The sequence below is a fragment of the Streptomyces aureocirculatus genome (genome assembly GCF_000720475.1).
In the GTDB taxonomy this organism is placed as follows: Bacteria; Actinomycetota; Actinomycetes; order Streptomycetales; family Streptomycetaceae; genus Streptomyces; species Streptomyces aureocirculatus.
On sequence record NZ_JOAP01000019.1, the window covers coordinates 49,265 to 63,742 of the forward strand.

The window sequence follows — 14,478 nt, forward strand, 5'->3', positions numbered from 1 at the left end:
TACCGCCTCACCAGATGAGCCGCAGATGAAGAAACCCTCATCCAGGGGCGGCTACGAGTCCAGACCGATCGCGAACGCCGCTTCCAGGTCGTGCTGCGAGTACGTACGGAACGCCACGTGGGTGTCCGTCCCCTGCACGCCGGGGATCTTGCTGATCTTCCCCGGGATGACGTCCGCCAGATCGTCGTGGCGGGTCACGCGGACCATGGCGATCAGGTCGTAGGTCCCGGTCACGGAGAAGACCTCACTGACGCAGTCGAGGGCGGCGATCGACTCGGCGATCTCGGGGATCCGGTCCACGCTGGTCTTGATGAGCACGATCGCGGTGATCACGGCTGACTGTCTCCCTCGGTGGCCTTGCCAGAGGTCTTCACTCTACTTGGCCCCCGACCACGCACCCAGGCGTACAGGAACCCCAGGGAGAAGCCCACCAGGTGCGCCAGGTACGCCACCGCGGGACCCCGGCTCGCCTGCCCCGCCGCCACCCACTGCAGTGCCACCCAGAACGGCAGCACCACCCAGGCGGGGAACCGCAGCGGCAGGAAGAACAGGAACGGGAAGAGGCTGGTGACCCGCGCCTGAGGGAAGAGATGGAGAAAGGCGCCGAGCACGGCCGAGATCGCCCCCGAGGCGCCGACGAGGGTCTGACCCGAGCCCGCGTGCGCGATCGCGTAGGCGAGCAGGGCCAGCGCTCCGCAGCCGACGTAGAAGAGTGTGTACTGGAGGTGACCCATGCGTTCCTCGACCATGAGCCCGAACACATACAGGAACAGCATGTTGCCGAGCAGATGCAGCCAGCTTCCGTGCACGAACAGCGCGGTCACGGGGGTGAGCCAGGCCCGCGGGCTGCCGCTGAGGAGTTCGACGGGTACGACGCCCCAGCGCTCGAAGTAGGCCCGCTGTGCCGCGACGAGGCCGTCCCCGGTGCCGTGGACGGGATTGAGGCCGGAGTTCGGAGAGATCACGAAGATCGCGCAGCACGCGACGATCAGCGTGTACGTCACCGGAGCCGCCTGCTGCCTCGCCACCCGGCCGACGGCCGGAACCCACGAACCGATCATGAGCAGAGCATATGGACAGAAGGCCACTTAACGGTGGCAATACACCCAGAGTGCCCCGCCCGCTCGTATGCGTACGGAGCCCCTTACCCAGGCCTTAGGGTTACGGGCAATACGCACCACGGTTCCCGAAGGAAAGCGAACGTCACGATGACGGTTCCCCTGCCGACCGACACCACCCGTTGGCGCTGCACCCTCTGCGGCAACCTGACGCGCTTCGACGTGACCCGGTCGTCGAAGGCCGTCGAGTATGTGCACCTCGACCTCGCCGGAGAGCCCGAGGTCGAGGAACGCGAGGTGGTCAGTGAGACCATCGAGTCGGTCCGCTGCCGCTGGTGCAACGCGGTGGACCAGGTGGAACTCGTGGACAGGCCCGGGGCCGGCTCCTGAAGGAGCGGGCCCCGCACAGCTAGTGGGGTGACCGATGGTTGAGAGCGCGAGCGGAGCGCCGGAGGACGGCGCCGCCGAGGTGCTCGACCGTCCGCTGCCCGACGGCGTGCGGCGGGCGGTCGTGCAGATCGTGTCGGACGGCTTCGGCGGCCTCACGGTCGCCGAGCTGCCGCCGCAGTTGCGTCAGTACGCGCGGTTCACCCCGAGCAGGCGGGTGAAGTTCGCCGCCAACGCCATGGCCGCCGCCCTGGAGAGCGACCACGTGTTCCGGCAGCGCATCGGCGAACGCCTGCGGGAGGCGCAGCCGGAGCTGACGGGGGCGCTCGACGCCGGCACGCCGCCGCCCGCCGCCGACCCGCTGGACGTGGCCGCCGCGGCCTATGTGCTCCGCCCCACCGGCTGGGTCAAGCTCGTCACCGCGGCGGGCGAGGAGGCGCAGCGCGTGGACGCCGAGCGCGCCGCCGAGGAGACCAGAGCCGAACTGGAGCGGCTGCGCGCCGAGCTGGCCGCCGCGCGCGCCCACACCAAGTCCGAGACCGAACGGCTGCGCGCCGAGCTGGACGCGGCGAAGCGGGAGGCCGAGTCGGCGCACCGCAAGCTGCGCAGCGCGCACAGCGACATCAAGCGCGGCGCGGCCGCCCTGCGCAAGTCGGCCGCGGAGACGGACGCCGTGCGCGCCGAGGGCCAGGCACAGTTGTCGGCCGCCGAGAGCGAGGCGCGGCGCCTGAAGGCACGGCTCGGCGAGGCCGAGGCGGCCCTGGAGGCCACCCGCCGGGCCGCGCGCGAGGGCCGCAGCGTCGAGGACATGAGGGTGCGGCTGCTCCTCGACACGGTGCTCGACGCCGCCCAGGGCCTGCGCCGCGAACTGGCGCTGCCGCCGGTGTCGGTGCGGCCCGCCGAGACCGTCGACGCCGTCGAGCCCGGGCGGATGACTCCGAAGGACATCGCCGCCCGCGCCCTGTCCGAGAACGACCCGGCCATCCTCGACCAACTGCTCGCACTGCCCCAGGCGCATCTGGTCGTCGACGGGTACAACGTCACCAAGACCGGCTATCCCACCATGCCCCTGGAGAAGCAGCGGCTGCGCCTGCTCGGTTCGCTCTCCCAGTTGGCGTTGCAGACCGGGGCCGAGGTGACCTGCGTCTTCGACGGTGCCGAGCTGGCCGCGCCGGTGCTGCTCGCGCCGCCGCGCGGGGTCCGGGTGCTGTTCTCCAAGCCCGGTGTGACGGCGGACGAGCTGATCCGTCAACTCGTGCGCGCCGAGCCGCCGGGTCGTCCGGTGGTCGTGGTGTCGACCGACCGCGAGGTGGCCGACGGCATCGCCAAGGCGGGGGCGAGGCCGGTGGCTTCGGCGGTGCTTCTGAAGCGGCTTTCGCGGGGCTGAGCCCAACTGGGTCCCATCCGTGACTCCCGTACCGTATGCCCGAATTGGGTCACGCGTGTGCGAGACGGAGCGTCAATTGACTGTTACCGAACGTCGATTCTTCGTAAAGAAAACGCTTGGCGGCGGACTTTTTCACGGCCAGGATTTGATCTGATCATCGGCAGGTCACTAGGGTCACGCCCAGACCTCCGCTCTGTTGATCACTCATCGAAGGAGCCGCCTTCGTGGCGTCCCACCGTCGACCCAAGCAGCCGGGCCGCGCCCGTGTGACCGTGCTGACCGCGACCGCCGCCGCGGCCGTCGCACTCACCTCGCAGGCCGCCAACGCCGCCCCGAGCGAGAAGCCGAGCAAGGACGAGGTCAAGTCCAAGGTCGACAAGCTCTACGAAGAGGCCGAGAAGGCGACCGAGAAGTTCAACGGCGCCAAGGAGAAGCAGCAGAAGCTGGAGAAGCAGGTCGACACCCTCCAGGACAAGGTCGCCCGCGGCCAGGACGACCTCAACGAACTGCGGAGCGGCCTCGGTTCGCTCGCCAGCGCCCAGTACCGCTCCGGCGGCATCGACCCCTCCCTGCAGCTCTTCCTCTCCTCCGACCCGGACAACTACCTCGACAAGGCCTCCGCGCTCGACCAGCTCAGCACCAAGCAGGCCGAGGCGCTGAAGAAGATCCAGGGCAAGCAGCGCACGCTCGCGCAGCAGCGCAAGGAGGCCGCGGACAAGCTCGAGGACCTCGCCACCACGCGCACGGAACTCGGCAAGAAGAAGCGCGAGGTCCAGGGCAAGCTCGGCGAGGCCCAGCGGCTCCTGAACACCCTCTCCGCCGCGGAGCGGGCCGCCCTGGAGAAGAAGGAGGCGCGCGCCTCGCGCGACGCCGAGCGCCAGGCCGTGGGTGACCAGGCCGTGGGCGGCAAGCAGGAGGCGCCGAAGGGTGCCCCCAAGGGCTCCGGGCGCGCCGCCTCCGCCTACGCCGCCGCGCAGAGCAAGATCGGTTCGCCCTACGTCTACGGCGCCACGGGCCCCAGCTCCTTCGACTGCTCCGGCCTCACCTCCTGGGCCTACGCCCAGGCGGGCATGAACATCCCGCGCACCTCGCAGGCCCAGGCCAACTACGGCACGCGCATCGCATCGCAGAGCGACCTGCGCGTCGGGGACCTCGTCATCTTCTACGGCGACCTGCACCACGTCGGCTTCTACGCGGGCAACGGCCAGGTCCTGCACGCGCCGCGCACCGGCACCGTGGTCCGCTACGAGTCGATCAACAACATGCCGTTCCAGTTCGGCGTCCGCATCTGAGGGACGCGGTCCCGGACCCGGACACCGCCCCCCGACCGGCGTCAACCACACCGTCCGTTCGGGCGAATTCCGATAACGCACGCTGACCCCGCGCCCCGCCGATGACCTGCGTCTGAGGCGGGGCGTCGGCATGCGCGGGCGCCGGAGGTCTTTGGCCGGGACGCGATCACGCCGCTACTGTCGCGCGCGTTCCCCGACATCCGGGGCGCAGCCCCCGCCCCGCGCGGGGGACCGGCAGTCCTCCGCCGCGTGCGGAGGTGAAGTTCCAGCGGAAGGGAGAGCGGCTACCCGTGGGGTCCCATCGCCGTCCCGCAGCACCACCCACCGGTCCCGACCGGTGCGTACGCACCGCCACCATCACCGTCCTGTCCGCCGCGGCCACCGCGGCGGCGCTCGCCGCCGCACCCGCGGGCGCGGCCCCGCAGGAGCCGCGGTCCGACACCAAGGCCAAGGTGGACCGCCTGTACGAGCAGGCCGAGAAGGCAACGGAGTCGTACAACAAGGCGGACGAGCTCACGGACCAACTGCGCACCGAGGTCGACCGGGCCAAGGACAAGGTCGCCCGCGGCCAGGAACGCATCAACACGATGCGCGGCGCCCTCGGTTCCCTCGCCGGGGCCCAGTACCGCTCGGGCGGCATCGACCCCGCGCTCGCGCTGCTGCTGTCCTCCGATCCCGACCGCTACCTCGACCGGGCCACCGCCCTCGACCGCGTGAGCGCCCGGCAGAGCGGCGAACTCACCAAGCTCCAGCGGGCCCAGCGCGCCCTGACCCAGGAACGCGCCGAAGCCACCCTGAAACTCGCCGAACTGGAGAAGAGCCGCAAGACCGTCGCCCGCCACAAGCGCACCGTCGAGAGCAAACTCGCCAAGGCCCGGCAACTGCTCAACTCGCTGACGAAGAAGGAGCGCGAGGGATACGAGGGCTCCGGCCGGCCGTCCCGCTCGGCACGGGACGGCGCGCCCGACCTCGCGGGCGCGGGCGCTCCCGCCTCCGGCCGCGCCGCCGCGGCGATCGCCGCCGCCCGCTCGGCGGTCGGCAAGCCGTACGTGTGGGGAGCCAACGGCCCCGCCGGCTTCGACTGTTCGGGCCTGACCCAGTGGTCGTACGGGAAGGCCGGGGTCGGCCTGCCCCGCACCTCGCAGGCCCAGGCGGGCGCGGGCCGGCGGGTGCCGCTCGGCCAGGCGCAGCCCGGCGACCTCGTCGCCTACCGCGGCGACGCCAGCCACATCGGGATGTACGTCGGCAACGGCCAGGTGGTGCACGCGCCCTACCCCGGCGCCGCCGTGCGCTACGACCCGGTGGGCATGATGCCGGTGTCCTCGGTGACCCGCGTCTGACGGGTCCGCTCAGGTCTGTCCGCTCAGTCCGGTCCGCTCAGGTCTGTCCGCTCGGGCCGGTCCGCGCGGGCACGGACGCGGGGTTCGCGGGCCGCCCCCGTACGATCGGAACGTGGCTGGTCGAGGGCGTGGGCATGGGCGTGGGTGGGGGCGTACGGGGGCGCGGCGGCACGGCGGGCGGGCGGTGGCGGGCGCGGCCGTGTGCCTCGCCGTCCTCGCGCCCGCAGGCCTCGCGGGCTGCGCCGGAGGGGACGAGGCACACAGCGCGCCCGGTGACGTACGGCGGCTGCTCGACCGGCGCGCGACGGCGGTCCTGGAGCGCGACCCCCGGGCGTACCGGGCGACCGGCGGCCCCGCCACCGGCTATGACAACCTGCGTGCCGTCCCCCTGAAGTCCTGGTCCTACCGACTCAAGGACTTCGAGCGTGACGGCACCAGGGCCACCGCCACCGCCGCCCTGAGCTATCGCGTCGCCGGCTACGACCGCGCCCCGCTGACCGCCGACCGAACCCTGTCCCTGCAACGGCGCCAAGGACGCTGGTACGTCACCTCGGAGCGCCCCGCGAAGAAGGCCGTGGAGCAGTTGTGGGACCAGGGCCGGGCCGTCGCCGTGCGCGGCACCCACAGCCTGGTGCTCGGTGTGGGCCGGGAGCGGGCCGAGCTGCGGCGGTACGCGGAGCTCGCGGACCGGGCGGTGCCCGCCGTGCGGGACGCCTGGCGCGGGTCCTGGCCGGGCAAGGTGGTCGTCCTCGTACCGAAGTCCCTGGACAACATGGCCGACCTGCTCGGCGCGCCCGCCTCCGGCTACCAGGGGATCGCCGCGGTGACCACGGGCGAGGCGGGCGGCTCCGGCCGGACGCCCGCCGACCGCATCGTCCTCAACCCCGAGGCGTACGGCGTCCTCGGCGAGCTGGGACGCCAGGTCGTCCTCACCCACGAGACCACCCATGTGGCGACCCGCGCCGCCACCTCGCGGGCCACCCCGCTGTGGCTCTCCGAAGGGTTCGCGGACTGGGTCGGCTACCGCGGCACCGACCGCGACCCCCAGGAGGCCGCCCCCGAACTCCGCCGCGCGGTCGTCGAAGGCCGCCTGCCCGCCACCCTCCCCACGGACGACGCCTTCGGCTTCAGCGGTGACGCCGGGGGGCTCGCGCGGGCCTACGAAGGGTCCTGGCTGGCCTGCCGGATGATCGCGGAGGACTGGGGTGAGGAGAAGCTCCGCGCCTTCTACGAGGCCGTGGGCCGCCATGGGCAGCGGGCGACCGCCGTCGAGGGTGCCCTGCGGGATGTGCTCGGCACGACGGTGGAGGACTTCACCGGGCGGTGGCGGGAGTATCTGCGGGGGGTGCTGCTGTAGGGCCCGCGCGGGGCGCCCCGGTCCCGCCCCTTCTCCGATCCTGGGGCTCCGCCCCAGACCCCGCTCCTCAAACGCCGGAGAGGCTGGAACTTACCGGCACATATTTCAGCCCGTCCGGCCCCACCCCCAGCGCATCACTCGCCACCACGTGCGAGAACCACACGGGGAACTCCAGGAACGTCACGAGGGTGGCGGCGAGGACGAGGGCGGCGGGACGGAGCATCCGGCTGTCGCGGAAGGACAGACACACGGCGGCAACCCCCACCAGCCACAGCATGTACTGCGGACTGATCACCCGACTCGTCGTGGTGAACAGGAGCACCGCCACGAACGCCGCCTCCGCGGCCGTCGCCACCCCCCACACACGAACCCGCACCCGCCACACCACGAGCCACCCGAGCCCGGCCGCCGAAAGCCCCTGCGCGAGGCCGCTCACCAGCGGAACCCCGGGGCCGAGGAACTCCACCGAGCCGTAGTTGAGTTGCACCGTCCCCGGCCAGTTGAGGTGGCGCGCCACATGGAAGACGAGGGCGCCGAGCGACTCGATCTCCGTGCCCCGGTCGCGCTGGAAGGTCAGGAACGCGAGCGCGCCCGGCATCGCCACCCAGAACAGCAGGGCGACACCGCCCGCCGTGGCCACCGCTGCCGCCCACGCACGCCGGGCGGCCCGCCCCCGCGTGACCCCCGCGAGCAGCAGCACCGGCCACACCTTCACCACCGCGCCCACCCCGGCGAGCGCCCCCATGGTGCGGGCCCGCCCGGTCCCGGCGAGCAGGGCGGCCACCGCGACGGCGGTCACCATCAGGTCGTAACGGGCGTACGCGGTGGGCCCGAGCGCCGCCACCCCCACCGTCCACACCCAGACGCCCCGCACCGTCCTGCCGGGCCGCACGGACGCGTACCCGAGCAGTACCGTCACCACCGCGTCGGCCGCGAAGGACAGCAGGAAGAAGGCGGCCGGATAACCGAGGAACGGCAGCGCGCCAGGGGCGAGCACGGCGAGCGCGGCGGCGGGCGGGTACTGCCAGGTGACGTCGTCGAGCGGGAACGTGCCGGTGCGCAGGATCTCGTACCAGCCCTGGTAGATGAAGGAGACATCACTGGTGACGTCCGGGCCCGGGACGGTCAGGACGCGGAAGACGCAGAGCAGGAGCAGCGCGCGGGTGACGCCCCAGACGGCGAGGACCCGCAGCCCGGGCAGCTCGCGACGCACCGGCCCTGACCGCTCCGCCGGGTCCGCCGCGCCCGCCGGGTCCGCCGCGCCCGCGGGGTCCGGCAGGTCTGCTGTGTGCGTCGAGCCCGTCGTGCCCGTCGTGCCCGCCATGTGCACCTCGCCCGCTTCTGCCGTACTTCCGTGGGGTCCGGAGGATCATGATGCCGGGCGGGGCCGTGCCGGGGGACGAGGCGGGGCCGTGCGGCGGGGGAGGGCGCCGGGCCGGTACATTCGGCGGCGATGCACAAGACCCTGATCGTCACGAACGACTTCCCGCCCAGGCCCGGTGGCATCCAGGCGTTCCTGCACAACATGGCGCTGCGCCTGGACCCGTCCGAGATCGTCGTCTACGCCTCCACCTGGAAGCGCGGCCGCGAGGGCGCGGAGGCCACCGCCGCCTTCGACGCCGAGCAGCCCTTCACGGTCGTCCGCGACCCCACGACGATGCTGCTGCCCACGCCCCGCGTCACCCGCCGCGCGGTCTCCCTGCTGCGGGAACACGGTTGTACGTCCGTGTGGTTCGGGGCGGCCGCGCCGCTCGGACTGATGGCGCCCGCGCTGCGCAGGGCCGGGGCGCGGCGCCTCGTGGCCACCACCCACGGCCACGAGGCGGGCTGGGCGCAACTGCCCGCGTCCCGGCAACTCCTGCGCCGGATCGGCGAGTCGACCGACACGATCACCTATCTCGGTGAGTACACCCGCTCCCGCGTCACCGCGGCGCTCACCCCGGCCGCCGCCGGGCGCATGGTCCAGTTGCCGCCCGGCGTCGACGAGAAGACCTTCCACCCCGGCTCGGGCGGTGACGCCGTACGGGCGAGGCTCGGGCTGAGCGAGCGGCCGGTGATCGTGTGCGTCTCGCGGCTCGTGCCGCGCAAGGGGCAGGACACGCTGATCCTCGCCATGCCGCGGATCCTGGCGCGGGAGCCCGACGCCGTGCTGCTCGTCGTCGGCGGCGGGCCCTACGAGAACGAGCTCCGCAAGCTCGCCGCGGAGACGCGGGTCGCCGACTCCGTCGTCTTCACCGGGGCCGTGCCCTGGGCCGAGCTGCCCGCGCACTACGGCGCCGGTGACGTCTTCGCCATGCCCTGCAGGACCCGGCGCGGCGGCCTCGACGTCGAAGGCCTCGGCATCGTCTACCTGGAGGCCTCCGCCACCGGGCTGCCCGTCGTCGCCGGGGACTCGGGCGGGGCGCCCGATGCGGTGCTCGACGGGGAGACGGGGTGGGTCGTGCGGGGCGGCTCCGCCGAGGACGCGGCTGATCGGATTGTTGCGTTGCTCGGGGACGCGGAGTTGCGGGGGCGCATGGGGGAGCGGGGGCGGCAGTGGGTCGAGGAGCGGTGGCGCTGGGACCTATTGGCGGAGCGGTTGCGGGAGTTGTTGTAGGCCCGGCTGGGAGCTCCCCAGTCCCGCCCCTTCCCGAAACTGGGGGCTCTGCCCCCAGACCCCCGCTCCTCAATCGCCGGAGGGGCTCCAAAGAGCCCGTCCGGCGATTGAGGACGAGCCGCGGAGCGGCGATACGGGGGTCCAGGGGGCGGAGCCCCCTGGTCTCGGGAAGGGGCGGGACTGGGGAAAGCCCCGCAGGGCCCAAGCCTCAGCCCCGGTACAGCGCCTCGATCTCGTCCGCGTAGTCCTTCGCGACGACGTTCCGCTTCAGCTTCAGGGACGGCGTGAGGTGCCCCGACTCCTCGGTGAACTGCGCGGGCAGGACCCGGAACTTGCGGACGGACTCGGCCTTGGAGACCGCCGCGTTCCCGTCGTCCACGGCCCTCTGCACCGCGGCGAGCAGCTCGCCGTCCTCCCGCAGGGAGGCAGCGGTCACCCCGGCGGGCTTGCCGTGCTCGGCGGCCCACCGCCCGAGAAACTCCTCGTCGATGGTGACGAGCGCCGCCACGAACGGCCGCCCGTCCCCGACGACCATGCACTCCGCGACCAGCGCGTGCGCCCGGATGCGGTCCTCGATCACGGCGGGCGCGACGTTCTTGCCGCCGGCCGTCACGATGATCTCCTTCTTGCGGCCGGTGATCCGCAGATATCCGTCCTCGTCGAGGGTGCCGATGTCCCCGGTGTGGAACCACCCGTCGGCGAGCGCCTCCTCGGTGGCGCCCTCGTTGTTCCAGTAGTGCGAGAACAGGTGCTCGCCGTGGAGCAGGACCTCGCCGTCGTCGGCGATGCGGACGACCGATCCTGGCAGCGGCTGGCCGACGGTGCCGATCTTCTGCCGGTCCCAGGGGTTGAAGGCGGTGGCGGCGCACGACTCGGTGAGGCCGTAGCCCTCCAGGACGGTGAAGCCGATGCCGCGGAAGAAGTGGCCGAGGCGCTCGCCGAGCGGGGCGCCGCCGGAGATGGCGTGCTCGCCGCGCCCGCCGAGCACCGCGCGCAGCTTGCTGAAGACCAGCTTGTCGAAGAGCTTGTGCTTGATCCGCAGGCCGAGCGACGGCCCGCCCGGGGTGTCGAGGGCGCGGCTGTAGGCGATCGCCGTGTCCGCAGCCTTGTCGAAGATCTTGCCCTTGCCGTCGGCCTGCGCCTTGGCGCGCGCCGCGTTGTAGACCTTCTCGAAGACCCGGGGCACCCCGAGGATCAAGGTGGGCCGGAACGCGGCCAGTTCGTCCGTCAGATGCTTGATGTCGGGCGCGTGGCCGAGCTTGATGGGGGCCATCAGGGCGGCCACCTCCACCAGGCGGCCGAAGACGTGCGCGACGGGCAGGAAGAGGAGCACCGAGCACTCGCCGGTACGGAACAGCGGCTTCAGGCGCTCCACCACGTTGCCACACTCCGCGAAGAAGCTGCGGTGGGTGAGGACGCAGCCCTTGGGGCGGCCCGTGGTGCCGGAGGTGTAGACGATCGTCGCCGGGTCGTCGGCGCCGGCGACGGCGCCGCGCTCGTCGAGGGTCGCGTCGGAGACCTCCGCCCCCGCCCGGTTCAGCTCCGCCACGCCGCCCCGGTCGATCTGCCACACATGGGCGAGGGACGGCAGGGCCACGCGCACCGACTCCACCGTGGCGGCGTGCGTGTCGGTCTCCACCACGCAGGCCACCGCGCCGGAGTCGCCGAGGATCCACTGGATCTGCTCGGCCGAGCTGGTCTCGTACACCGGCACGCTGACCGCGCCCGCGCTCCAGATCGCGAAGTCGAAGAGCGTCCACTCATAGCGGGTACGGGACATCAGGCCCACCCGGTCGCCGGGCCGGACGCCCGCCGCGATCAGGCCCTTCGCGGCGGCGCGCACCTCGGCGAGGAACGCCGTCGCCGTGACGTCCTGCCAACTGCCGTTCACCTTGCGGCCGATGACCGCCACATCCGGGTGCTGCGCGGCGTTTCTGCGGACGATGTCGGTCAGATTGCCGTCCGCGGGGACCTCGTACAGGGCCGGAAGGCTGAACTCGCGCAAGACTGCTGCTCCTACATAGGGCGCCGGCGCCACGACGTTGTGCGATGCGACGGTGCGGTCCAAGGTCGGGCAGGTGCTCAGTCGGGGGGCTCGGGGGGGTTCCTCAGGATTTCGTTGAGGGGCTGAGCACTACTGGACTGCCCGGACGTTACCCATCGGTATGGCTGGTTCGGTAGGGGGGTCGGCCCAGATGTTCCGTGCGTCACACGACGTTGTGGTCTGAACCGCACAGTACGCCACGGACTTCCTGACTCGGAAGTAACCAGAGGCCGGAGCCCGGACGTAACCGCAGGTCCGGCGCCCGTGCCCGGCCCTGGGCCGCCTCTCTCCGTAAGGGGACCGCTCTGGTCCGGCGCCGACCGCTCGTCCTAAGGTGACCGGCATGCGAGGTTTCCGGGTCCATGTGGTCAGTGATGTGCACGGCAACACCGAGGGCCTGGCCCGGGCCGGTGACGGCGCGGACGCCCTGATCTGCCTGGGTGACCTGGTGCTCTTCCTCGACTACGCCGACCACGCGCGCGGCATCTTCCCCGACCTGTTCGGCAAGGAGAACGCGAGCCGCCTGGTGGAGCTGCGCACCGCCCGCCGCTTCGAGGAGGCCCGCGCGTTCGGCGCCTCCCTGTGGGCGGGCCTCGACCGCGGCCCCGCCGTGGAACGTGCCGTACGCAAGCAGTACGCCGAGCTCTTCGCCGCCTTCCCCACTCCTACGTACGCCACCTACGGCAATGTCGACATGCCGGAGCTGTGGCGTGAATACGCCGGTGCGGGCACGACCGTCCTCGACGGGGAGCGCGTCGAGATCGGCGGCCGCGTCTTCGGCTTCGTCGGCGGCGGCCTCAAGACCCCGATGCGCACGCCGTACGAGATCAGCGACGAGGAGTACGCCGCCAAGATCGAGGCCGTCGGCGAGGTCGATGTGCTGTGCACCCACATTCCGCCGGAGGTCCCCGAGCTGGTCTACGACACCGTGGCGCGCCGCTTCGAGCGCGGCAGCCGCGCGCTCCTCGACGCCATCCGGCGCACCCGGCCGCGGTACGCCCTCTTCGGGCATGTGCACCAGCCCCTGGTGCGGCGGATGCGGATCGGCTCCACGGAGTGCGTGAACGTCGGGCACTTCGCCGGGTCGGGGCGGCCCTGGGCCCTGGAGTGGAGCGGGTGACCGTCGCCGGTCGGGTGCGCGGTAGCCTTCACGCGCAGGCACTGCACCCGCACCGGACCGCATCTGGAGGAGCCACGGCGATGGCGGAATACACCAGCTCGAGCATCACGATCGAGGCGGCACCGGCCGACGTCATGGGAGTGATCGCCGACTTCGCGCGCTATCCGGAGTGGACCGGCGAGGTCAAGGAGGCCGAGGTCCTCGCCACCGACGACGCGGGCCGCGCCGAACAGGTCCGCCTCGTCATGGACGCCGGCGCGATCAAGGACGACCAGACCCTCGCGTACACCTGGACCGGCGCCCACGAGGTCTCCTGGACCCTCGTCAAGTCCCAGATGCTGCGCTCCCTCGACGGCTCCTACCTCCTCAAGCAGGCGGGCACCGGCACGGAGGTCACCTACCAGTTGACCGTCGACGTCAAGATCCCCATGCTCGGCATGATCAAGCGCAAGGCGGAGAAGGTCATCATCGACCGCGCCCTGGCGGGCCTGAAGAAGCGCGTCGAGTCGGGCCCGAAGGCCTAGGGCCTTTCTGACCATTCCCGTCTGCCACGCGATGGGAATTGCCAGACAGGCCCTAGCCCCCCCGGCTCCCGTCCGGCCGGGCGGCGGCGACGCCGGGCGCCCACCGTAAACTGCCCCCGCATGCGCACCCTCTTCGTCACCGGCCCCGGCGGCGCCGGCCGCACCACCCTCGCCGCCGCCACGGCACTCGCCGCAGCCCGCGGGGGCGCCCGCACCCTGCTCCTGTCCGCCGACGCCACGGACACCCTCGGCGCCGCCCTCGGCACCCCCACAGGTCCCCGGCCGGAACACGTGGCCCCGGGCCTGACGGCGGTGCGCCCGGACCCGGACGCCGGTTTCCGGGCGGGCCTCCTCGCCCTCCAGGAGCACGCCCGCCCCGCCCTCGACCTGCTGGGCGCCGACCACCTGGACGACGAGGAGCTCACCCCGCTGCCGGGCGCACAGGACCTCGCCCTGCTCGGCGCCATACGCGCGGCGGCGGCCCGGGGAACGGCACCCGGGGCATCCGGCGAACCGGCGTACGACACCGTCGTCGTCGACCTGCCCGCCGCCCCCAGGGCCCTCGCCCTGCTCGCTCTGCCCGCCCAACTGCGCCGCTATCTGCGCAGGCTGCTGCCCCAGGAGCGGCAGGCGGCCCGCGCCCTGCGCCCGATGCTGGGACGGCTCGCGGGCGTGCCGGTGCCGAGTGCTTCGCTGTACGAGGCCGCCGCCCGCTGGGACGCCGTGCTCGCCGCCGCGCAGGCCGTGATCGAGGACCCCGCGACGAGCGTCCGCCTCGTCGCCGAGCCGGGCCCGGCCGGTGCCGACGCCGTGGACCGCACCGCGACCGGCCTCGCCCTGTACGGACTGGGCGTCGAGAGCCTCGTCGCCAACCGGGTCCTGCCGCCGCCCCACGACGACGCCACCCCCTGGCTGGCCGCCCTGCGCGCGCAGCAGGACAAGACGCTCGGCGAGTGGGCGCAGGAGCACCGCACGCACGTGGTCGCCCACCGCGGCCAGGACCCCCGCGGCACCGACGACCTCGCCGCCCTCGGCGTGCCGGCACCCGCCAGGGACACGGAAGCCGTGCGCTGGCCCGTCGTCGACTCCCTCGCCACCGACTCCCTGCTGACGTGGTCCATCCCGCTGCCCGGCGCCGTACGCGACGAGCTGCACCTGGTCAGGCGCGGCGACGAACTGGTCGTCACCGCGGGCCCGTTCCGGCGGATCGTGCCGCTGCCGTCCGCGCTGCGCCGGTGCACCGTCACCGGCGCGGGCCTGCACGAGGGCGCCCTGCGGATCCGCTTCGCCCCTGACCCGGACCTGTGGCCGCGTACCCGATGAACGCCGTGCCGCCGTTCGGGTAACGTCGAGAGTACGAAAACGTCGGCCCT

General features: G+C 72.7%; 13 protein-coding genes. 9 read left to right on the plus strand and 4 right to left on the minus strand.

Features of this window, described 5'->3' with window-relative positions:
- Positions 1-51 precede the first annotated feature (51 nt).
- Entirely contained in the window at positions 52-333 is a 282-nt protein-coding gene (locus tag IG78_RS0117815) for an Lrp/AsnC family transcriptional regulator (protein WP_030564266.1), read from the minus strand.
- The gene (locus tag IG78_RS0117820; protein WP_030564268.1) at positions 330-1,061 is read right to left on the minus strand and encodes a rhomboid family intramembrane serine protease; all 732 of its coding nucleotides are present in this window, start codon (positions 1,059-1,061) and stop codon (positions 330-332) included. The genes IG78_RS0117815 and IG78_RS0117820 overlap by 4 nt, the downstream gene beginning before the upstream one ends.
- Before the next feature lie 147 nt (positions 1,062-1,208).
- Between IG78_RS0117820 and IG78_RS0117825 the strand changes: the two genes are divergently transcribed.
- The 5 genes from IG78_RS0117825 to IG78_RS0117845 all read left to right on the plus strand — a co-directional run bounded on the left by IG78_RS0117825 (position 1,209) and on the right by IG78_RS0117845 (position 6,821).
- Positions 1,209-1,448, plus strand: coding sequence for a hypothetical protein (locus IG78_RS0117825; protein WP_030564270.1), 240 nt, complete (start codon positions 1,209-1,211; stop codon positions 1,446-1,448).
- A gap of 34 nt (positions 1,449-1,482) precedes the next feature.
- Positions 1,483-2,832, plus strand: a complete 1,350-nt coding sequence (locus IG78_RS0117830) for an NYN domain-containing protein (protein WP_030564272.1) — start codon at positions 1,483-1,485, stop codon at positions 2,830-2,832.
- 224 nt (positions 2,833-3,056) lie between these two features.
- On the plus strand, positions 3,057-4,124 hold the full coding sequence (locus IG78_RS0117835; protein ID WP_030564274.1) for a C40 family peptidase: 1,068 nt from the start codon (positions 3,057-3,059) through the stop codon (positions 4,122-4,124).
- 290 nt (positions 4,125-4,414) lie between these two features.
- Positions 4,415-5,464, plus strand: a complete 1,050-nt coding sequence (locus IG78_RS0117840; RefSeq protein ID WP_030564276.1) for a C40 family peptidase — start codon at positions 4,415-4,417, stop codon at positions 5,462-5,464.
- 112 nt (positions 5,465-5,576) lie between these two features.
- Positions 5,577-6,821, plus strand: coding sequence for a hypothetical protein (locus IG78_RS0117845; protein ID WP_430739028.1), 1,245 nt, complete (start codon positions 5,577-5,579; stop codon positions 6,819-6,821).
- Positions 6,822-6,888: 67 nt separating this feature from the next.
- Here the strand turns inward: IG78_RS0117845 and IG78_RS0117850 are convergent, their stop codons facing one another.
- Complete coding sequence (locus IG78_RS0117850) at positions 6,889-8,145, minus strand: glycosyltransferase 87 family protein (protein WP_078968710.1); 1,257 nt, start codon at positions 8,143-8,145, stop codon at positions 6,889-6,891.
- 129 nt (positions 8,146-8,274) lie between these two features.
- Between IG78_RS0117850 and IG78_RS0117855 the strand changes: the two genes are divergently transcribed.
- Entirely contained in the window at positions 8,275-9,417 is a 1,143-nt protein-coding gene (locus tag IG78_RS0117855) for a glycosyltransferase family 4 protein (RefSeq protein ID WP_030564282.1), read from the plus strand.
- A gap of 208 nt (positions 9,418-9,625) precedes the next feature.
- On the opposite strand, the gene IG78_RS0117860 is transcribed toward IG78_RS0117855, so the two are convergent.
- Positions 9,626-11,422, minus strand: a complete 1,797-nt coding sequence (locus tag IG78_RS0117860; RefSeq protein WP_030564284.1) for an AMP-dependent synthetase/ligase — start codon at positions 11,420-11,422, stop codon at positions 9,626-9,628.
- Between the two features lie 382 nt (positions 11,423-11,804).
- On the opposite strand from IG78_RS0117860, the gene IG78_RS0117865 reads away from it, so the two are divergent.
- The 3 genes from IG78_RS0117865 to IG78_RS0117875 all read left to right on the plus strand — a co-directional run bounded on the left by IG78_RS0117865 (position 11,805) and on the right by IG78_RS0117875 (position 14,428).
- A complete protein-coding gene (locus IG78_RS0117865) occupies positions 11,805-12,581 on the plus strand; it encodes a metallophosphoesterase family protein (protein ID WP_030564286.1) in 777 nt (258 codons plus the stop codon).
- Positions 12,582-12,661: 80 nt separating this feature from the next.
- On the plus strand, positions 12,662-13,105 hold the full coding sequence (locus IG78_RS0117870; protein WP_030564288.1) for an SRPBCC family protein: 444 nt from the start codon (positions 12,662-12,664) through the stop codon (positions 13,103-13,105).
- 120 nt (positions 13,106-13,225) lie between these two features.
- Positions 13,226-14,428 carry an ArsA family ATPase gene (locus tag IG78_RS0117875; RefSeq protein ID WP_030564290.1) on the plus strand — a complete coding sequence of 401 codons (1,203 nt, stop codon included), beginning with the start codon at positions 13,226-13,228 and terminating at the stop codon, positions 14,426-14,428.
- The last annotated feature ends 50 nt before the right edge of the window (positions 14,429-14,478 follow it).

Coding starts and splice junctions, on each gene's coding strand:
- IG78_RS0117820 (WP_030564268.1), bottom strand. CDS start 1,061: ATGATCGGTTCGTGGGTTCCGGCCGTCGGCCGGGTGGCGAGGCAGCAG.
- IG78_RS0117825 (WP_030564270.1), top strand. CDS start 1,209: ATGACGGTTCCCCTGCCGACCGACACCACCCGTTGGCGCTGCACCCTC.
- IG78_RS0117830 (WP_030564272.1), top strand. CDS start 1,483: ATGGTTGAGAGCGCGAGCGGAGCGCCGGAGGACGGCGCCGCCGAGGTG.
- IG78_RS0117850 (WP_078968710.1), bottom strand. CDS start 8,145: ATGGCGGGCACGACGGGCACGACGGGCTCGACGCACACAGCAGACCTG.
- IG78_RS0117855 (WP_030564282.1), top strand. CDS start 8,275: ATGCACAAGACCCTGATCGTCACGAACGACTTCCCGCCCAGGCCCGGT.
- IG78_RS0117865 (WP_030564286.1), top strand. CDS start 11,805: ATGCGAGGTTTCCGGGTCCATGTGGTCAGTGATGTGCACGGCAACACC.
- IG78_RS0117870 (WP_030564288.1), top strand. CDS start 12,662: ATGGCGGAATACACCAGCTCGAGCATCACGATCGAGGCGGCACCGGCC.
- IG78_RS0117875 (WP_030564290.1), top strand. CDS start 13,226: ATGCGCACCCTCTTCGTCACCGGCCCCGGCGGCGCCGGCCGCACCACC.